We start from the raw sequence: 19,571 nt of genomic DNA on the forward strand, positions 1-19,571 counted from the left end.
GGGCCGACGGGCCGGGACGCTACGTAGAGTCCGTATTGACGATTCCGCCGCGACGGGAGTACTCCCCTTGCTGCAACGACCATAGCCCATTCCCCGACGGCGAGGGCGGTGGATGTGGAAGGCCCTGCCGCGAAAGGATCAGCGGCCGTCGGTCTTCGAACTGGCGGCAACATGTAACCACCGCGACACCGCCGTGGAGTACCGTCTGACCCATGGCTAGCCGCAAGGGAAAATCGCGCTCGCGAGTGCACATCCGTTCGCCCTATCGCCAGCCCATCTGGCTCATCGTCGGGGTGTGCATCATCGCGCTCGGCACGATCGTGCTGGTCGTCGCCGCGTTCCTCACCTTCGGCCGCTGACCGCCCGGCCTTCGGGCCGAACGGTCAGCGGCGCGGGTGGAGATCACAGGGCGCGGAGCTTCTCCAGAAGTGGCTCGGCGACCTCGGAGACGAAGCGGTCCTGCTCCTCGTCGCCCACCTGGATGATCGCGATGTCGGTGAACCCGGCGTCGACGTAGGGGCGGACGCTCTCGGCGAGCTCGTCGAGGTCGGGCCCGGTCGCGATGGATTCGGCGACGTCTTCCGGCCTCACGAACTGGGAGGCGGCGGCAAAGCCCGCCGGGGTCGGCAGGTCGGCGTTGACGGCCCAGCCTCCGCCGAACCACCGGAACTGCTCGTGCGCGCGCTCGATGGCCTTCTCCGGGTCGGGGTCCCAGCTGATGGGGATCTGCCCGATCTTGCGCGACTCGCCCGACTCGGAGCCGCCCAGCGGAGACACCGCGTTCCACTTCTCGACCAGTTCGGCGTCGGGTTCGACGGCGATCATGTGCTCGGCGAGGTCGACGAAGCTGTCGATCGACTTGTCGCCGGAGACGGCCACCCCGATCGGCACGCCCCCGTCGGGGCAGTCCCAGATGCGTGCGGAGTCGACGCGGAAGTAGTTGCCGTCGTAGGTCACGAGGTCTCCGCTGTGCAGCTCGCGGATGATCTCGAGGGCTTCCACCAGCATGTCCTGGCGCACCGAGACCGCGGGCCAGCCTTCGCCGACGACGTGCTCGTTGAGGTTCTCGCCCGAGCCGACCCCGAGGGTGAACCGGCCCTCCGACAACAGCTGCAGGGTCGCGGCCTTCTGCGCCACGACGGCGGGGTGGTACCGGATGGTGGGGCAGGTCACGTACGTCATGAGACCGATGTCGCTGGTGGCGTAGGCGACCGCGCCCAGGACGCTCCAGGCGTAGGCCGAGTGACCCTGCGACGTGAGCCACGGCGAGTAGTGGTCGCTGGACACCAGGAAGTCGAAGCCGGCCTCCTCGGCCTTCACGGCGTAGTCCACGAGCTGACGGGGGCCGCTCTGCTCGGTCATGAGGGTGTATCCGAATCGCGTCATGAGTGCACGTTACGAAGAACCGCCCGCCGTCTGCAGGGGCTTGACGGCGTCGCGAGGGGCCAGACTTGTGGGATGCCCATCATTGACAACGCCGTGTACGTCGACGGCCGTCGCATCGAGAACCCGGTGAGCCTCGAGCAGACCTTCGAGCACATGCGCGCGAACCACGGGATGGCCTGGATCGGTCTGTTCCGCCCCACCCGCGAGGAGATCGAGAAGGTCGCCGCCGAGTTCTCGCTGCATCCCCTCGCCGTCGAGGATGCGCTCTCGGGGCACCAGCGGGCGAAGCTCGAGCGCTACGGCGAGATCCTCTTCACCGTGCTGCGCCCGGCCCGCTACATCGACGAGACCGAGACGATCGAGTTCGGTGAACTGCATGTGTTCGTGGGACCCGACTTCGTCGTGACCGTGCGCCACGCCGAAGTGCCCGACCTCGCGCGGGTGCGGCGCCGCCTGGAGAGCCAGCACGAGCTGCTGAAAGCGGGGCCGGAGGCGGTGCTCTACGCGATCCTGGACGAGGTGGTCGACGAGTACGCGCCGGTGACCGCAGGCCTCCTCAACGACGTCGACGAGATCGAAGACCAGCTCTTCTCCAACAGCAGTTCTGCCCTCTCGCGCCGCATCTACGAGCTCTCCCGCGAGGTCATCCTCTTCCAGCGCGCGACCGAGCCCCTCAAGGGGATGCTCGAGTCGCTCCTGCGCGGTGCGGAGAAGTACGGCGTCGACCTGGAACTGCAGCGGTCGTTGCGCGACGTGCTGGACCACGCGCTGCGGACCACCGACAAGCTCGGGTCGCTGCGGGCGATCCTGCAGAACGCCCTGACGGTGAACGCGACGCTCGAGTCGCAGCGCCAGACAGAGACAGCGCTCACCCAGAACGAGCAGGTGAAGAAGATCTCGGGGTGGGCGGCGATCCTCTTCGGACCGACCCTGGTGGGCACGGTCTACGGCATGAACTTCACCCACATGCCCGAACTGGACTGGGTGTGGGGGTATCCCATGGCCCTTGGACTCATGGCGGCGACCTCCGTGACACTGTGGAAAGTGTTCCGCAAGCGCCACTGGCTCTGAGCCGGCGCTCGCCGCCTACGGGATGCGGTAGCCCGCGGCGCGGGTGAGGGCGTACCACTCCGGCCGGGTGAGCGGCAGGTCGGAGCCGAGCGCGGCTCCCGCCACGCGCTCGGGCGTGGTGGTGCCGAGCACGACCTGGATGCCCGCGGGGTGGCGCGTGATCCAGGCCGTGGCGATCGCGATCGGCGGGATGTCGTACTTCGCGGCGAGTTCGTCGATCACGGCGTTCAGGTCGACGTAGTCGGGGGATCCGAGGAAGACGCCCTCGAAGAATCCGGCCTGGAACGGCGACCACGCCTGCACGGTGATGCGGTTGAGGCGGCAGTAGTCCAGGATGCCGCCGGCATCGCGCGTGACCGACTGGTCGATGTCCATGTTGGCGGCCAGCCCCTGCGTCACGGTCGGCGCGTGCGCGATCGACAGCTGCAGCTGGTTCGCGACGATCGGCTGCTGCACCGCCGAGCGCAGCAGGTCGATCTGCCGCGGCGTGTGGTTGGAGACGCCGAAGGCGCGCACCTTGCCGGCGGCCTCGAGCTCGTCGAACGCGCGCGCGACCTCCTCCGGCTCCACCAGGGCGTCGGGCCGGTGCAGCAGCAGGATGTCGATGTAGTCGGTGCGCAGCGCCTGCAGCGACCCTTCCACCGAGCGCACGAGGTGCTCGTAGGAGAAGTCGAAGTACGGCCCGTCCTTGACGATGCCGGCCTTGGTCTGGATGGTGATCTCGCCGCGCTCGGCCGGCGACAGCTGCAGCGCCTCGGCGAAGCGCCGCTCGCACTGGTGGGTGTCGGTGCCATAGATGTCGGCGTGGTCGAAGAAGTCGATGCCGGCGTCGCGGGCGGTGGACACCAGTGCGCGGACCTCTTCGTCGCTCTTGTCGGCGATGCGCATCATGCCGGCCACGACGTTGGGTGCGCGCAGGTCGCCTGGGCCGAGGGGAACGGTTCTCATTGCCCCACGCTATCGCCGCCGCGCCCGCGGGTCACTAGGTTCGGGGTATGACCGATCTGACGCGTCCGCAGACTCCCGATCCGTATCCGCTCCTTCCCGCGGTGCCGTCGTTCTCGCTGACGAGCGACGACGTCGTGGACGGTCAGCCGCTCGATCTCGCGCAGGTCGCGGGCTCTTCCACAGGCTCAGGGACCGGTGTCTCGCCGCACCTGCGGTGGTCGGGAGCGCCGGAGGGCACGAAGTCGTTCGTCGTGACGTGCTTCGACCCGGATGCTCCGACTCCGAGCGGCTTCTGGCACTGGGTGCTCGTCGACCTCCCCGCATCCGTCACCGAGCTGCCCGCCGGCGCTGCCTCCGCGCCGCTTCCCGGTGGCGCCTTCCACGTGCGCAACGACGGCGGGGACGCCGGGTTCGCCGGTGCCGCGCCGCCGGAGGGCGACCAGGTGCACCGTTATTTCTTCGTCGTGCACGCCGTCGGGTCGGAGACGCTCGGCGTCACCCCCGATGTCACCCCGGCGGTCGTGTCGTTCACCCTCGTCTTCCAGACGCTCGGGCGCGCGATCATCCACGGCACCTACCAGCACTGAAGAAACGAGCGGACATGACCTGGACCGAACGACTCGGCGCCCTGGGCGTCTGGATGCGGGGGAGCGACCTCGAGCCGTCGCTGGCCGTCGACCTGGAACGCCGCGGCTACGGCACGCTCTGGCTGGGCAGCTCGCCTCCCGCCGACCTGCGGCACGCAGAGGAGCTGCTGGATGCCACGGAGTCGGTGGTCGTTGCCACCGGCATCGTGAACATCTGGAAGTCGGATGCGGGAGACCTCGCCGACGCGTACCACCGCATCGTGGCGAAGCATCCGGGTCGCCTCCTGCTGGGGGTGGGGACGGGGCACCCCGAGGCGACGCCGCATCGCGCCCGCCCGTTGCAGGCGATGTCGGACTACCTCGACGTGCTCGATGAGCGCGGCGTCCCGATCGATGATCGGGTGCTCTCGGCGCTGGGCCCCCGGATGCTGCAGATGGCTGCCGCGCGGAGCGGGGGGACGCACCCCTACCTGACCGTGCCGAGTCAGTCGCGCGACGCACGGGAGGCGCTCGGCGACGGCAAGCTCGTGGCGCCGGAGCAGACGGTGGTGCTCGACACCGACGTCGAGGGCGCGCGGCGTTCGGCACGCGCGTTCCTGCGGAACTATCTGCGGCTGGTGAACTACACCGGCAACATGCTCCGCGCCGGTTTCACCGAGGCCGACATCGCCGGCGAGGGAAGCGACGAGCTCGTCGACCGCATCGTCGTCCACGGAGCCGCCGACGACCTGGTGACCGCGGTGCGGGCGCACCTGGATGCCGGCGCCGACCACGTGTGCGTGCAGGTGCAGCCTGCCTCGGATGCGCCGCGGGCCCTGCCGGAGATCGCTGCCGCGTTCGCGTCGTAGCCGCGCCGGTTCCACGCTGCCGAAGGGCGCGGAACATGCCGGGGCCTGGACTCCCTCCGGCAGGGAGTCCAGGCCCCGTCATCGACGTTCCGTCACTTGCGTGACCCCCAGATTTGGAACGTCGCAGTTCCCCAGCTCCCACCCCCAGGCGGGAGCCCCGCATTCCGCCCCAGACGGAGGCGCAGGTGTCCCGTGTGATGAGACGGAGACGGCGCCCTTCTATTACGCGATTCGAAGGAAATCCTCCGGGGAATGCGACCCACGTGTCGGTGCGGCACAATTGGGAGCGCTGCGTGCCGGCGACCGGGGGTCGCTGTGCGGGCGCCGCGCATCTCGCATGTTCGGGGGAGCATGCTCAGGGGGAGACATGACGCAGGATCACGCCGCCATGGGGGCTGCCCGCGACGCGCCGTCGGACGCGGATCTCATCGACCGTTCCCGGACGGGGGACACCGGTGCGTTCGCCGAGCTGTGGAGCCGGCACTACGTCTCCGGTCTCGCCGTCGCCCGGTCGATCACGTCGACCTTCGACGCCGACGATCTCGTGCAGGAGGCGTTCTCCCGCATCTTCCAGTCGGTGCAGCGCGGAGGCGGACCCACCGGATCGTTTCGCGCGTACCTGTTCACCAGCATCCGCAACACCGCTGTCGACTGGGGTCGTTCGCGCCTGGACACGGCGACGGATGACGTCGAGGAGGTGGCCGACCCGGATGCGGCGAGCCACGTCACCGATGAGGCGCTCGATCGCGCCCTCACGCACGAGGCGTTCCGGAGCCTGCCCCCGCGCTGGCAAGAGGTGCTCTGGTACACCGAGATCGAGGGGATGAAGCCGGGCGAAGTGGCGCCCCTTCTCGGGATGAAGCCGTCGGCCGTGGCGCAGCTGGCCTTCCGGGCGCGGGAGGGTCTGCGCGAAGCGTGGATCCAGGCGCACCTGCAGGACGTGCGCGACGACGCCGAGTGCCAGTGGGCCGGCGAGCGTCTCGGTGCGTACACGCGCGGAAACCTCGGCGCGCGTGACCTCGGCCGCATGAAGAAGCACCTGGCAGGATGCGACCGCTGCTCGGGGGCCGCCTCCGAGGCCACGGAGGTCTCCCGGCGTCTGGCGCTCGTGCTGCTGCCGCTCATCGTGGGGTCGGGCGCCACCGTCGCCACGCTCGCCGCGCTTCGCGCGGGCGCCGGCTCGGCGGTCGCGGCTGCGGCGATGCCCTCGACCGTGGTGGGCGGGCCCGCGGCATCCGCCTCGGTCGGGGCGAGCGGTGCGCCGGTGGTCGTCAGCGGCGCCGCATCCGCCGCGGCAAGTGGCGCGGCCGCGACTGCCGGTGCGACGGGCGGCGCGCTCGCCGGTGTCGGGACGTCGGTGGCCCTGCTGGCGGCGGGGGTCGCTGTGGTCGCCGGGGTGTCGCTGACGGTGGCGCAGAGCATGTCACGGCCGCCGGCGGATCCGCTCGTCGCCGTCTCCGAGGCGGAGTCAGCGCGGGATGCGGCCGCATCGCCGTCGCCTCGCCCCGTTCCGGCGTCGTCGACGCCCCCTCCCGGGTCGCTGTTCGCTCAGCCCTCATCGACCGGTGGGCCGACTCCCGCCTCTTCTGCGCGACCCACGCCGGCGGACACGCTGCCGCGGAACGCGCCGCCGCCGGCCGTGGACCCCGTGCCGAGCGGGGAGCCTGCGCCGAGCCAACCACCGGCTCCCGAACCTGCGCCGGTACCTGCGCCTGTGCCCGCACCTGCGCCGGCGCCGGAACCTGAGCCGAGCCCCGAACCGGCGCCGGTGCCGGAGCCGACCCCCGAGCCGGCGCCAGAACCTGAGCTGAGCCCCGAGCCGGTGCCGCTGCCGGCTCCCGATCCGGCGCCCGCGCCCACACCGGCTCCCGACCCCGCTCCGGCGCCGGAGCCGGGGCCGGTTCTGCCGGAGGGTGCTCCGTCGATCTCGAGCACCGACACCACGTTCGTCGATGGCGTGCGGGTGGAGGTGCGGATCTCGGTCTCCGGCGAGCCGGGCGCGACGGTGCAGGTCCTGTTCGATGACGTGGTGCAGCGGAGCACGACGCTGGATGAATCCGGCGTCGGGTGGGTGGCGGTGCGCCCGAGCCTGGAGGAGATCGCCCGCGATGTGTCGGTCGGGCTCCGCTACGTCGTGGATGCGCAGACGGGCGAGCTGGCGAGCACCCGCCTGAGCCACCTCGTCGGGCTGTAGGTTCGCGCCCGCGGGTGGGCGGGGGTGTTGCGAGGCGGCGCGGGAGTCCGCGGAGCGTCAGGACGGTGGTGGCTCTCACCTCCGTGGCCCACACCGCGTCGACGCCGTCGCGTCACCCTCCGGCAGGCGCTTTCGAGATTTCGCTGATGTAGTCATCGACGATGGCGGCCCGCAGGAGGTGCCGCCGTTGACCTCGGAGATGGCGTCGTCGGGGGAGGGGCTCGAACCTGGCCGGTATCTGCGCCGTGCAGATGCTCACCGAGGGCGTCGCGTGGACGCTGATGGAGGCGGGGGAAGACGGCTTCGGTCTACCGCTCCTTGGACCTCCGCGACGGGATCAGCGCAACGCGCGGGCCATCGCCGCCTTCGGGGGAGCGGTGGTGGTGGGCCGGTGGTGCTTAGAACGGTGGCGGATCGCCGTCGGCGATGAACATCACCCGGGGCGGGGGCTCGTCGGTGTAGAGGTTTCCGAGTGGGCTGGTGAACTCGAGCGTGCCGTTGTCCAGTTGCCGGACGGTCCAGTCGGTTTCGCTCTTGAGCGTGTGATGTCGCGTGCAGAGGTGCGCGAGGTTGCCGACCGCCGTGGGACCGCCCTCGTGGTGCTCGTGGTTGTGGTCGAGTTGGCAGCGGTGCGCGGGCTGGCGGCATCCGAAGCCCCGGCAGTGCTGGTCGCGGGCGCGGAGGAACCGTTGCTGGTCGGCACCCGCGGTGTAGCGATCGACTTCGAGGACCGTGCCGGTGATCGGGTCGCACATGACCCGATCCCACCCGGGAGCGTCTCCGGCGAGGCGCCGGGCTGTGTCGGGGTCGATGGGGATCTGGCCGTGGAGGCTCGCTCCCGCATCGGTCTTGCCGGCGAGAGTGAGGACCGGCACGACCACCTGCACGTGCGCGCGGATCGCGCCGAGGCCGCCCGGGCTCCGATCGCCGCTCGGGTCGATGGCCGGAGCCCCGGTGAGCAGCATGTCCGCCACCAGGTCGGCGGAGATCTGCGCGCTGGTGCGTCGGTCGTCTACCCCCGGCTCCGCCGCATCCCCCGCGGTGCTCGTCTCGTCCTCGGGCCCCGCAGCATCCTCCGTGGTGCGTCGGTCGTCGCCCAGCCGCTCCGCAGCATCCGCCGCGGTGCGTGTGTCGGCCTCCGGCTCCGCAGCATCCACGACGGCGTCCGTCGCGGCGGCGTCGCCCTTCTCCGCTGCCCGGCGTGCCCGCTCGGCGTTCGCCGCGTTGCGGATGATGCGCGCCTGCTGGCGGATGCGGTCTCGAATGCCGTAGGCGAGGGCGGCGGGAAGCCGCACCTGCAGGAGCGCCATCCCGTCGTCCAGGTCGACGATGCTCACACCCCGTGTCTCGCTCGCCTTCGCGTGGCGTTCGGTCATTCCGATGGGGTTGACCGCCTCGGCGAGTTCGCGGGCGAATGCGCGAGTGCGCCCGGGGGTCTCGCGGGCCGCGCGGTCCAAGACGGTGTGCTCCCACGCCTCCCGCACGTCGTCGTTGTCGATGGACGCTCCGACCTCGAGGATCACGTCGGCATGCCGCTTGGAGATCAGGGCATCCTCGAGTGCGGTCACTGTCGCCGGAAAGCGGGTGACGAGTTCGTGGGAGTCGTTGAGTTCCTTCTGCGCGGTCAGATCATGCACGTGGGTGGCGAACGCGATCTCCGCCGATACCGAGCGCATGGGCATCTCCCGCTCACGCGAGGCACGCGAGGTCATCCGTGCGATCTGTTCCATCGCGACCGCGGCGAGCTCCGCCTGATGGCGGATGAGAGCCGCCTGCGCCCTCGCTAGCGCCGCCTTCTGCTCCAGCACACCGGCGAGACCCGCGCGCATCCGCGTGGCGTCATCCGGCGAGGTTTCCCCAGGCCCGGGGCTGGTTTCCATACTTCGAAACTACTCGGGGCCACCGACATTCCCTGGCCGGCTGCCGCGCTCTGGGCAACCCTGTGGATAAGTGGTGGTTTCCACCATCCAGGTGGGGCCCGATGCGGTTTCCGACACCGATGGCGGCGAAGTGTGGCGGCGACCCCCGCCCGTCGGAGGGCCACCACTCCCCGCCGTCCGTCCTCCCATGTCCAGCCGGCGCAAGTGTTCGCCGCGATCCTCCCCGCGGCGCTCTTCGGGGTGGTGATCTTCCTAGTCTTCGGGTGGCTGCGGACGCTGTTCGTGGGGCGGTGGACCCAGATCGCGTGCAGCCCGGCACGCCGCGGTGTACCGCCCCCGGCTAGATCAGGGCCGACCCATGCCGTAGTACGTCCAGCCGGCCGCGCGCCAGGCGGCTGCGTCGAGGCAGTTGCGCCCATCCACGACGACCTTGCCGTTTACGAGCGATCCGGCGTGCTCGGGGGAGAGTTCCCGTCGGTATTCGTCCCACTCCGTGACGACGATCACGGCATCCGCTCCGCGGAGGGCTTCGTCGCGGTCTTCGACGTAGTTGAGCTGGGGATGGATGCGGCGAGCGTTGTCGATGGCGGCCGGGTCGGTGATCGTCACCCAAGCCCCCAGCCCGTGGAGCCTCACGGCGACGTCGAGAGCGGGCGAGTCGCGGATGTCGTCGCTGTGCGGCTTGAACGAGGCACCGAGCACGGTGATGTTCTTCTGGAACACCGACCCGCCCATCGCGCTGACGACGAGGTCGACGGCGCGGTCGCGGCGGCGGAGGTTGATCGCGTCCACCTCATGGAGGAAGGCCACCGACTCTCCGCGGCCGAGCTCTTCGGCGCGAGCCGAGAACGCGCGGATATCTTTCGGCAAGCAACCGCCGCCGAACCCGATCCCAGCGCCGAGGAAGCGGCGGCCGATCCGCGCGTCGTGGCCGATCGCATCGGCAAGGGTCGTGACGTCGGCGCCGGTCACCTCGGCGATCTCCGCCATCGCGTTGATGAAGGATCTTGGTGGCGAGGAAGGCGTTCGCCGCCATCTTGACGAGTTCAGCGGTGGCGTAGTCGGTGACGATGAAGGGCGTGTTCTTCGCGATCGAGTGGTGGTAGACCTCGCGCAGGATGTCGGCGGCACGATCGCCTTCAGCTGTGGGGCCCGAGTCTGTCGAGGGGACACCGGCGACCAGGCGGTCGGGGTCGATGGTGTCCTGCACCGCCCATCCTTCCCGGAGGAATTCCGGGTTCCACACGAGGGGTCGCGCCGGTCGGGGTGATGCGGGCAGCGAGGGCCGCTGCCGTGCCGATGGGGACGGTTGACGCGCCAGCGACGATGTCGCCGGCCGAAGAGGTACGGGAGAAGTCCATCGATCGCGGCGTTGACGAAGGTGAGGTCGGCCGCGTGCCCGTGAGCGTGCTGGGCGTGTTCACGGCCAGAAAATGGGCCCTCGCTCCCGCGACGGCGGAGATTTCGGTCGTGAATCGCAGCTTCCGGAGCCGACGCCTGCCGCCAGGAGGTCCTGAAAGCCTGGCTCAAAGAACGGTGCCGGCCAGAGGTGAGTGCGCTCACTCGTCGGGTGTCGGCGTCCACGCCAACGACCTCGTGGCCTGAGAGGCGATCACGGAGGCATGCACCGCCCCGAGATACCGGCAGCCGATGACAGGAAATCGCATGATGTCTTCTTCGTAGCGCCAGCGAATGAGAGCGTCATCACTGTCCAGGAACGCCTCCTGTACGGAGGAAGGACAGGGCGCCAATGTCTCGGAGCCCACACTTGGTTGGCTCCGCCCCTGGGCGGGACGATTATGTCTGCGTAGACCTCGCCGAGGCGCTCATCGGTGCGCACAGAGGCGAAACGGGGGATGCAGAGCATGCCGATGAACGGGGCGCCCTCTTGGGCTTGGACGTGCGCATCTCTCGGGAGCTAAAGGCGCCCGCCCAAGGACAGGAACGATTTCAATCGAGAAGATTCGGTGGGGCGCTCCGCGCATCGTCGAACATAACTGGTCGTTGACTCGCCCGCCGATCCGAGTAAGGTTGCCGCAGCACTCGGGCGGGGGGTCCGGGGCGTACCGGGGGGTACGGAATGCGTTCCGGCCTATTCATAGTTGGCAGTCGCGCCATTGCGAGTCTTGCGCAGGCAGCGATGATCTTGTTGGTTGCGCGTCTGACACAACCTGACTCATTCGGAGCACTGAGCGCGCTCCTGGGCGTTGGAGCTTTCCTCTCGGTCGTCTTCGACCTGGGGCTCACCAGCTACTCGCTTCGCCAAGAGCTCCGGCCCCGGGATGATCCTCGCGCGCATCGCATCCACGCACTCTCTCACTGGCTTGGTGTTGGCACCGCAGCCGTTCTCCTCGGGCTCGTACTGGTCGGCCTCATCCCCGGCATCTCGGTGCTCGATGCGACGCTGATCGCGGCGTGGCTGGCCAGCGAGCGTATCGGAGAACAGCAGATCGCGCTGCTGATTTCAGATGACCGCCAACGCGCAGCGACACTGCTCGTACTTATCCGGCGCGTCCTCCCTCTGGGCGTATTTGTCTTCCTCCTCTTCGCGGCTGTGGCTCCCGTTACGGGGTATGCGATCTCACTGCTTGGCGGCGGTCTCGTAGGACTGGCGCTCGGTTACGCATGTCTCCGCCATCTCCCCAAGGACAAGGAAAACGGACCCCGAATCGCCACCATTGCCCGCCACGCACTCCCGTTCTGGGCCTCGTCAGTCTCTGCCCAGGCTCGGGAACTTGAGACCTGGTTCTTCCAGCTCGCATTCGGCAACTTCGCCGCCAGTATGTATGGGCTCGCGTACAGGCTGGGCAAGCCCGCCCAGGTGCTAGCCGCCGCGGTCGCCCAGGTCATCATCCCCGCCGCAACCCGAAGCGACCGCGCCTTTTCGCAGCGTGCTCTGGTCAGAATCGCCGTTGTCTCGGCAAGCATCACGGTGCTCGGCCTCTGCCTTGCACCGTTCGTCCCGATGCTCATCACGCTCGTGGTGGGAGCGGACTACCTTCCCGCGACACTTATGATCCAGGCGACCATCGTCGCCGCTGGAGTGATCGCCATGACCTCACCGCTTGATGGCATTGGTCAGGCCGCGGGGCTGGAGAAGCCGATCGCGCGGCTTGGATGGGGCACAGTCGTGCTCGCTCTTGCGTCGATCTTCATCTGCGCCGCATTGGGTGTGCCCGCCACGCTCGCCGCAATCGTTCTGCTGTGCGCATACAGCATCCGCAACCTCTACTGCTGGCTCTACCTATGGTTCCGTCTGCGGAGGACTCTCGAGGACGCAAGCCTTCAGATCCGGTCTGTGACGTAGCGGGCTAGGGCCCACTCTCGCGCGCATTTCCAAGGCTCATAGACCGCCCCGCTTTCGCCTAGGGCTCATAGACCGCCTCCGTTTTCGTCTAATGACGGGAGCCGAAACGCGATCGACACGCGAGACCGCTACTCTTCGGAGCATGAGATCCGGGCCCACCCTGGCGCAAGGTTTCGACCCCCGCGCCAACGGACTCAATTTCGTCCGACTCTTGCTGGCGCTCGGGGTCATCGTCTGGCACTCCTTCCCGCTCAGCGGAAACGACATGCCCGATGGGCCGATCCGTCAGCTTCTCGGTTCGATCTTCGTCGACAGCTTCTTCGCCATTTCCGGTTTTCTCATCGTGGGTAGCTGGATGCGTGATCCCAGCTGGCTGCGGTATCTCGCCGCCCGCGCCTTGCGCATCTACCCCGCGTATTGGGTCTGCCTTCTTGTGACGGCAGCGGCCCTGGCACCACTCGGTAATCTTCTCGCATCGGGGACGCCGGCGTATTCGATCGCGAACGTGGGCTACGTGATTCGCAATGCGACGCTGCTCATCACGCAAACCGACATCGGGGGGACGCCGAGCGTGGCCCCCTATCCCGGAGCGTGGAATGGTTCTCTTTGGACGCTCCAGTGGGAGTTTCTTTGCTACCTCGGCGTACTCGCGCTGGGGGCGGCGGGCCTCATTTGGCGGAGGTGGGTGTTTCCTGCCTTGTTCGCTGCGGCGACGATCGCTTCGGTCGCTCTCATCTTCCTCCCGACGTCCATCGAGGCGCTAGCGTTCGCGGCCAGATTCGCTCTGATGTTCATGGCCGGGGCGTTGGTGTTCCGGTTTCAGGGGCGCATCCGCCTCTCCCCGGCTTGGATGGTTGTCGCTCTGGCGATTGTTATCGCCTCGCTTTTTCTACCTGACTACCGAGTGCTGGGGGCGCTGCCGGTCGCCTACCTGATGATCTCTAGCGGAGCGATTATCAAGACACCGCTGTTGAGGCTACGCAACGACATCTCCTACGGGACGTACGTGTACGGTTTTCCGATTCAGCAGGTACTGGCGAGCGGCGGGCTCGCCGCGATGGGGGTTCCCCTGTTCGCGGTGGGCTCCGTGTTGGCGACGCTGCCACTGGCAGCGCTAAGTTGGCTACTCATCGAGAAGCCAGCGCTGAAGTTGAAGCCCGGCCGGCGACGAAAGCACGCCACCGTACAAGAGATCGCCGTGCAGAGATAGGGATGCCTCACTGACATGACAATCAGTCTCGTCGGGTTGGTGACCCTGGCCTTGGCCCTCGGGTTCGGGTTGTTCGCGCGTCACCGCCTCCCGTGGGTGCTCTCCATCTCCACTCCGTTTCAAACCACGGCTGCCGTGACCATCGGCGAGAACTCGATCCCACCGTTTTACGTGCTCGCATTCGTCGCTACGGCGATCGCGGGGACTCGGTGGCTGAGCGGGGTGCGCACACATCGCCCGTTATTGAATGTGCTTGGCTTCGCGGCGGTATGGGCGACACTGGTGACCGCAATCGCGCCTGCCATTTTCGCCGGTATGGGAGTCCTCCGCCCACGATCTGGGGTGGACTCCCAGGTCTTCGACCCCACGCCGCTGGCCTACGACATCTCGATGGTGGCGCAACTCATCTATCTCTGGCTTGCCGCTGGCACGGTCCTATTCCTTGCGCAACAGAAGTCGATCAGCCCGGCGTTGCTTATGCCTGGGTTCTTTGCCGGGGCGGCGCTAAGTGCGCTGCGTCTTGTGCCCGGCGCGCCTGATCTCCTGGACGGACTCTTTCGCAACTACACGTCGGCGGGATTCAACCCCTACGAGACCAGGCACTTTGGGGTGTTCGCCGAGCCGTCATACCTCGCGGTGTACTCGATTGCCAGCCTCGCCTTCTGCCTGTACTTTGTTGGTCGTGCAAGGGGCTGGGTGCGCGTGGTCACGCTGGTCACCGCGGCTCTGTCGATCTTGAATCTGGCGTTGAGCGCATCTGGAACAGCGGCTCTCGCCACGGTGGTGCTCACGGGAGTCGCCGTCCTCGCGTACGCGGCGATGTTCCTGTTCGGCAAGATGAAGCTCCCGGTCATTGGGATCTTCGTGCCCATCATCCTCGCGATTTCGTTGCTGGTACCAAACCCGTTGTCCACCGCGTTAAGTGAAACCATCACGGACAGGTCCTCTTCCAGCGGTTCCCTACGGGTCCGCAGCTCGGCCGACTTGTTGTCGCTTCAGATCACGGGCGACACGCTGGGTTTCGGCGTGGGCTTGGGTGGAAATCGCCCCTCGAGCATGGTCACCCTCTTATTGAGCAACGTAGGCCTCATCGGGGCGTTCTTAATTCTCTCGGTATTCGTTGTCGCCATCTTTCGAGGGGCGAGGCTGAAGGAGTGGCGGGCCACGAGTATGGCGCTTCTGGCGACCGTTGTGGCGAAGGCGATTGCCGACCCGAACTTGACCACCCCGATCATGTGGCTGGCACTGGCCGGGCTGATTTATGCCATGGGTCCAGCCCAGGGTGAGGCCGATGGGGCCTCCCTGCGCGCAGCCTCGTCGCCCGCGACACGCGCACTACACACTCGGGTGCAATGATGCGCGGCATGGACTACATCCATTCCCTCTGGCGCGCCGTCGCACTGAATGGCTGCGCATCCTGGTCTATCGTTCCGCCGCGATATAGATGGCGAGTGCTTCGCCTCTTTGGCATGGATGTTGCGCGATCCACTATCGCCCCCGCGATCTGGTTTGGCAGCACCAGGGTCACGATCGGGGAGGGCACATTCGTGAACCGCGAATGCATGTTCTCGACTCACGAACGCATCACGCTTGGACGCAATGTTGACATCGGAATGCGTGTCACCTTCATAACCGCCAGCCACGAGATCGGTGATCGCAGTCACCGCGCTGGTGAGATGACTCAAGCACCGATTGCGGTAGGCGACGGAGCCTGGATTGGCGCTGGCGTAACTATCCTGCCAGGGGTAACGATCGGACCGGGAGCGATCATCGCCGCCGGCGCCGTTGTCACTTCCGACTGCAGAGCTGACGCCGTCTATGGCGGCGTGCCGGCTCGCGAGATACGCCGGATCGCCTGACGGCTACCCGTTCGTCTCGAGCGCAGTCACGACCGGCGACTGCACGTTCGCTGCCGAGGCAATCAGCCCGCAATCATTCGCGTGATGCCTTTCACGATAGGTGTTCGGTTGTCGGACGCGGCATGCTATCGGCGGTGGCACCGCGGCGACGAGCGCGTAACCAGCCGCCTACCGCCGCGCGCAAATTTGCGTACGGATGGCCGAGCGTTCGGCGGACGATCCCGTAGCCCCGATACCTTGGAACCGGCTTCAACGCAAGGGCTCGCCCGACGACTCTCCCCCCCAGCGCCTTCCGGCGTTGAGACTGCAGGGGCTGTATGGCTGCTACAGCGTCGAGACTGATTTCGCTGAGGGTTAACACACCGTCACGCATGGCCTCCTGAACGATGCGTGCGCCCCTCGGAGTTCGCGCCAACAAGACGGAACTGCCTGGGGCGTCCTCGAAAACAGGAAAACCCCGGTCGTCAGCGCGCCAATAGTCACCTACAGATATATCCGCTGCCTCCCCAGTCCCGTCGGGGCATATCTTGCATCGGTCCTGGAGCTGACGCCCCAAGTGTCCCCCCCATGACTCGTCGTACGAGAGTTCCCCGCGCAAACCGTTGGCCCCCGACGCCGAGAAGCTCCCGGGCCAGCCTTCCCCGCGATACCTCAGCGAAGAGAGTGGCCGCTCCACCCCCAGCGAATCGACTAGGGATTCGGTCGCGTGCTGGCTAGGGGTGCCGGCGCAGAAGAAGGAGACAATTAGCGGTTGTGGACGCGCGCCGGTGTCGTTCAGGCGACGTACTGCCGCTGCTTCACACGGTTTGCCGATGATCGCCTCAGCGGTCTGGATGTTCGTATTCTCGAGCGCAGACGCAGGGGCGTACCGTGAGCCGCTGGCGCGGAGCGCCTCTTCCCGGGAGGTGATGGTCACTGGCACCGATCGGCTGGGAGCACGCGGTGAAGAAGCGATGCCAGTCACCGAGTCGCCTCTCTTATTCAACCAGGCTGCGAGCGCGGTGATTACCCCACCACTACTTCCCGCCGTCCTCACCTCCGGGTCGCTTGCATGCGCTTCCCACGCTCCCTCATACCGGCCGAATAACCAGTGATGATGTGACGATCTGGCTGGAGGCTCGAGTGCGAAGCCCGGACACACGCGCCGGAAACGATCAGCGGCCTCGCGCGATTCATCATGGTCAGTCCCAACGGCAGGTCGCGCGAACCCAGCGTCGTTGAGCCTCATATCGATACCAGAACTGATCTGCGTACAAGCGCCGCAACCGGTGCAATTACCGGAGGTGACCACCTGCGCTACAAGCGTGGCAAGCGACCCCGACCTACCCATCACTCTTCTCCCTTCAGGCGTGGCCGCCTGCTCCGTTCTTCGTGACGAATTCCATCGAAACCGTCGCGCAGCAGCGCAACGGCGTATCCTGCGTCCCGGGGACGAGGCGCCCACTCGCGGGGAGCTAGACGAAGGAATCGGATCACATACACCATCGCTGCGCATCCTCCGACTATCGCCGCGATGGCGGCCCCCGTTGCTCCCCACGGGGGACCAGCGACGAACAGGGCTGCTGTTCCCACTAAGAGGCCGACCAGCTGAACGAGCGACATGATGTGTCCGCGCCCGCCCCCTCCGATCGCCTGGGAGGCCGTGAAGAGGGCGACCGCCAGGGCTGAGCCGACGAGAAGGATCGCAGTTGGGAGCCCCGCCGCTCTGAACTCCTCGCCAAACAGCAACGGGATAAGAAATGGTGAGACGGCGGCACCTGGCAATCCAACCAGGAGCGCGAGGGCAGTGCTGTCGCGCAAGGCGGCACCCACTAGAGCACGGCGCGTCTGATCGGTGGCAGCAACGAACTGCGCGAAGTAGGCCCCGCTAACGGCGTGTCCGATGGCGATCGGCACAGTCCCTATAGCGACGGCTACGGAGTACAGGCCAGACTGGAAAGCGCCAAGGAGCGGGAGCGCGAGCACCTGATCCACTCGATTACTTGCGGCCTCGGCTGCGGCGCTCCCCCAATATGGCGCCGAAGCCCGCGCTAGGGCGAAGGGACGCACGCGCTGACCGCGGCGACTGGGCCGCACGAGAAACCATCCCACGATAGCCGTGGCCGCATTACCAGCTAATGCGGCCAACAGTACTGTGGAGACGGTCGCCAAGTCGGTCACCCACAATATGACCACAGCGAGCAGGTAGATGCTCGGCTGGCAAATCTGAAGAAAGAAAATCGCCCGAAAGCGTCCCTGAGCGACGAGCGCGCTATTGTCGCACATCCAGCTAATCGTGAGAGGTGTTAACGCCACGACGACGGCGCTGGTGAGACGGGCCTCCTGGTCGAATACCGTGAAGTATGTGCTCCAAAGAACGATCGCCGTGAGCGCACATGGCGCGAGCGCCATGAGGCAAATCCACCGCGCGGCCACGATGGTCGCCCCACCCCCCGACGCCGCCACCTGCCTCCGAACTTCGAACGGCACGCCCATCCCTACCAATATGGGCACAAGATAGGCCAAGGCTAGGACGGCGGCAGTCTCGCCACGTCCTTCCGGCCCGATCGCACGCGCTACTACCGGTGCACTCAACAGGCTCAGAGTCAGTGCCGTCACTCTCGCGAGGAGGATCCAGGTGGGACCGCTGCGCCTGTGATCGGCGAGAGGCGGAGTCAATCCTCGACTCCGGCGAGGCGCGCCACGACGCCTTCTATGCTCGCCTTCGCCCTAGATCGGACATGGTCCACCTCGGTTTTGAGCTGGCCAAGGTTATCCAGCGCCCGCCTAGTGGCCGCCACTAGGGTGTCGGATGAGGAGGACAGCGGCTGAGTGTGGGACCAACCCAAATCGGTCATCAAAGGGGCAAATTTTCGGGAGTATGCCCACGGTAGCGCGGGAACCCCGACTGAGAGCGCGTTCAAGCACGCGTGCATTCGCGCGCCAATCAAGAGATTGGAGCCTGCTATGGCCGCACGCGCCTCCCACAGATCGCCTGGAACGACGACCGAGACATCTCCGCCGAATTCATTCGCCACCGCGTGTACCGCGGGGACATCGTCATCCGCCGTACCGTTTTCCAGTACGTGTGCCAGCAATGCCACCCGTCGTCCGTCTTCAAGAAGCGCCGAGATTTGATTCCGAATCGCGGTCCGATAGAGGTCGCTGGGGACGTGGCGATTGGGGCCCCACAGTAGACCGGACACATTCACCATGACGTCGTACTTGGGCTCGACGTTATCCCGCGGGGTCGGCAGTGCAAAGACCACGTCGGTCGACAACGTCACGTCTGACCTCCCAAGGACTCGGCGCGCATAGTTCCGACTTTCCGGATCCCGTGAGATGACGTGGTAGGCATGCCGCAACGACCGGCGGGCGAGAAGCCGGCCAAGACGAGACTCGAATGGTCCGAGCGTCTGCGGGCCAAGCACCGTGGGGACACGCATGCGGTTGGAGCGTTCGTGAACGTAGGCGATCGTTGCTAGACGCTTAATCCCGTACATATCCGTGAAGCTGTCGCCGGCCCCTGAGTCCAGGATGACGTCAAATGAGCCAATCCGGTCCGAAATCGGGGAGCGAGAAAACACATCCCTGATCACCGACCTTCCGCCGAATGCGATACCGCGGGAGGTCGCGGCAAAGTCTTGGAATTCGACGTGCGCGTCATCACCCCAAGCCATTCGGGCTACCCTCTCCATGCCGAATGCAAGAACCCGCACGCCGAGGTTAGGGGATTCGGGGTTCGCCCAGGTGATGAGCACTCGCCTCATATGTGTGTCCTTTTGCGTGATTGTTTAACCGGCAGTACAGCGCGTGAATAGTATTCGCGGACGATGGCGGCCATGTAACCGAGCGCCATCCACATGGTGGGTTGCGTCCGCAGTAAGCGAGCGCCGACGGCCACGGCGACTAATGCCAGGACTCCCGAGTCGAAACCCGCTGACATGCGTACGGCACGGATCGTCGGCCCCGCGAGAAGCATGAGGAACGCCCCCCGGGAGGCCACTGCGTGCTCAGCGCCGACTTGCTTATGGGTTCTCCACGGTAACGGGGGCCCGACTCGGCACCAAAGCCGCCGCGTAGGGTGAGCTAGCACGAGCGTTGATCCTGATCTACAAGCGAACCAATAGCCCAGGATGGGGAGGGGCGGCTTGTGAACCAGAGCACGTCCAACCCCGCCGACAAGGTGTGCTCGCGAAGTTGCTCCGAGCCCGAGTCGCTGATGGCGGATAGCAACCCGGAGCCCGCGATGATCACCATTCGCGCGGCTATATGACACTGAGCCCCACGGCCCTAGCGGAG

15 protein-coding genes and 1 pseudogene are annotated in these 19,571 nt (G+C 66.9%); 9 read left to right on the top strand and 7 right to left on the bottom strand.

Translation table 11 applies throughout. The features are described 5' to 3' along the window. Positions 1-212 precede the first annotated feature (212 nt). A complete protein-coding gene (locus tag AC2DGY_RS14385) occupies positions 213-359 on the top strand; it encodes a hypothetical protein (protein WP_484510437.1) in 147 nt (48 codons plus the stop codon). A gap of 43 nt (positions 360-402) precedes the next feature. Here AC2DGY_RS14385 and AC2DGY_RS14390 read toward each other — a convergent pair whose 3' ends face one another. After that, positions 403-1,386 (bottom strand): TIGR03557 family F420-dependent LLM class oxidoreductase, encoded by a 984-nt coding sequence (locus tag AC2DGY_RS14390; RefSeq protein WP_484510438.1) that lies wholly within the window; start codon positions 1,384-1,386, stop codon positions 403-405. Between the two features lie 72 nt (positions 1,387-1,458). Here AC2DGY_RS14390 and AC2DGY_RS14395 point away from each other — a divergent pair, with 72 nt between their 5' ends. Beyond that, on the top strand, positions 1,459-2,457 hold the full coding sequence (locus AC2DGY_RS14395; RefSeq protein ID WP_484510439.1) for a magnesium and cobalt transport protein CorA: 999 nt from the start codon (positions 1,459-1,461) through the stop codon (positions 2,455-2,457). 15 nt (positions 2,458-2,472) lie between these two features. On the opposite strand, the gene AC2DGY_RS14400 is transcribed toward AC2DGY_RS14395, so the two are convergent. Beyond that, positions 2,473-3,405 (bottom strand): aldo/keto reductase, encoded by a 933-nt coding sequence (locus tag AC2DGY_RS14400; RefSeq protein ID WP_484510440.1) that lies wholly within the window; start codon positions 3,403-3,405, stop codon positions 2,473-2,475. 47 nt (positions 3,406-3,452) lie between these two features. On the opposite strand from AC2DGY_RS14400, the gene AC2DGY_RS14405 reads away from it, so the two are divergent. The 3 genes from AC2DGY_RS14405 (at position 3,453) to AC2DGY_RS14415 (ending at position 7,034) form a co-directional block, all read left to right on the top strand. Continuing rightward, positions 3,453-3,992 carry a YbhB/YbcL family Raf kinase inhibitor-like protein gene (locus tag AC2DGY_RS14405; RefSeq protein WP_484510441.1) on the top strand — a complete coding sequence of 180 codons (540 nt, stop codon included), beginning with the start codon at positions 3,453-3,455 and terminating at the stop codon, positions 3,990-3,992. Between the two features lie 14 nt (positions 3,993-4,006). After that, positions 4,007-4,840 carry a TIGR03620 family F420-dependent LLM class oxidoreductase gene (locus AC2DGY_RS14410; protein WP_484510442.1) on the top strand — a complete coding sequence of 278 codons (834 nt, stop codon included), beginning with the start codon at positions 4,007-4,009 and terminating at the stop codon, positions 4,838-4,840. A gap of 367 nt (positions 4,841-5,207) precedes the next feature. Continuing rightward, positions 5,208-7,034 (top strand): sigma-70 family RNA polymerase sigma factor, encoded by a 1,827-nt coding sequence (locus AC2DGY_RS14415; protein ID WP_484510443.1) that lies wholly within the window; start codon positions 5,208-5,210, stop codon positions 7,032-7,034. 398 nt (positions 7,035-7,432) lie between these two features. Here AC2DGY_RS14415 and AC2DGY_RS14420 read toward each other — a convergent pair whose 3' ends face one another. Further along, the gene (locus AC2DGY_RS14420) at positions 7,433-8,914 is read right to left on the bottom strand and encodes an HNH endonuclease (RefSeq protein WP_484510444.1); all 1,482 of its coding nucleotides are present in this window, start codon (positions 8,912-8,914) and stop codon (positions 7,433-7,435) included. Positions 8,915-9,259: 345 nt separating this feature from the next. Beyond that, positions 9,260-10,581 (bottom strand): annotated as a pseudogene (locus tag AC2DGY_RS14425) (UDP-glucose dehydrogenase family protein). 413 nt (positions 10,582-10,994) lie between these two features. Here AC2DGY_RS14425 and AC2DGY_RS14430 point away from each other — a divergent pair. From AC2DGY_RS14430 to AC2DGY_RS14445, 4 genes are all read left to right on the top strand, one after another. Beyond that, a complete protein-coding gene (locus AC2DGY_RS14430; protein ID WP_484510445.1) occupies positions 10,995-12,221 on the top strand; it encodes a lipopolysaccharide biosynthesis protein in 1,227 nt (408 codons plus the stop codon). A 142-nt stretch (positions 12,222-12,363) separates the two neighbouring features. Continuing rightward, positions 12,364-13,431: an acyltransferase family protein gene (locus tag AC2DGY_RS14435; RefSeq protein WP_484510446.1), complete on the top strand. Its 1,068-nt coding sequence runs from the start codon at positions 12,364-12,366 to the stop codon at positions 13,429-13,431. A 15-nt stretch (positions 13,432-13,446) separates the two neighbouring features. Next, on the top strand, positions 13,447-14,787 hold the full coding sequence (locus tag AC2DGY_RS14440; RefSeq protein WP_484510447.1) for a hypothetical protein: 1,341 nt from the start codon (positions 13,447-13,449) through the stop codon (positions 14,785-14,787). Between the two features lie 8 nt (positions 14,788-14,795). Then, on the top strand, positions 14,796-15,290 hold the full coding sequence (locus AC2DGY_RS14445; RefSeq protein WP_484510448.1) for an acyltransferase: 495 nt from the start codon (positions 14,796-14,798) through the stop codon (positions 15,288-15,290). A gap of 91 nt (positions 15,291-15,381) precedes the next feature. Here the strand turns inward: AC2DGY_RS14445 and AC2DGY_RS14450 are convergent, their stop codons facing one another. Genes AC2DGY_RS14450 through AC2DGY_RS14460 form a run of 3 tightly spaced genes read right to left on the bottom strand, consistent with a single transcriptional unit; the run spans position 15,382 to position 19,030 of the window. After that, positions 15,382-16,620, bottom strand: a complete 1,239-nt coding sequence (locus AC2DGY_RS14450) for a Coenzyme F420 hydrogenase/dehydrogenase, beta subunit C-terminal domain (RefSeq protein ID WP_484510449.1) — start codon at positions 16,618-16,620, stop codon at positions 15,382-15,384. Then, a complete protein-coding gene (locus tag AC2DGY_RS14455) occupies positions 16,620-17,948 on the bottom strand; it encodes a lipopolysaccharide biosynthesis protein (RefSeq protein ID WP_484510450.1) in 1,329 nt (442 codons plus the stop codon). The genes AC2DGY_RS14450 and AC2DGY_RS14455 overlap by 1 nt, the downstream gene beginning before the upstream one ends. After that, the gene (locus AC2DGY_RS14460; protein WP_484510451.1) at positions 17,945-19,030 is read right to left on the bottom strand and encodes a polysaccharide pyruvyl transferase family protein; all 1,086 of its coding nucleotides are present in this window, start codon (positions 19,028-19,030) and stop codon (positions 17,945-17,947) included. Before AC2DGY_RS14460 ends, AC2DGY_RS14455 begins: the two co-directional genes overlap by 4 nt. Positions 19,031-19,571: the final 541 nt, after the last annotated feature.

The organism is Microbacterium sp. Z6_144 (assembly GCF_057197625.1).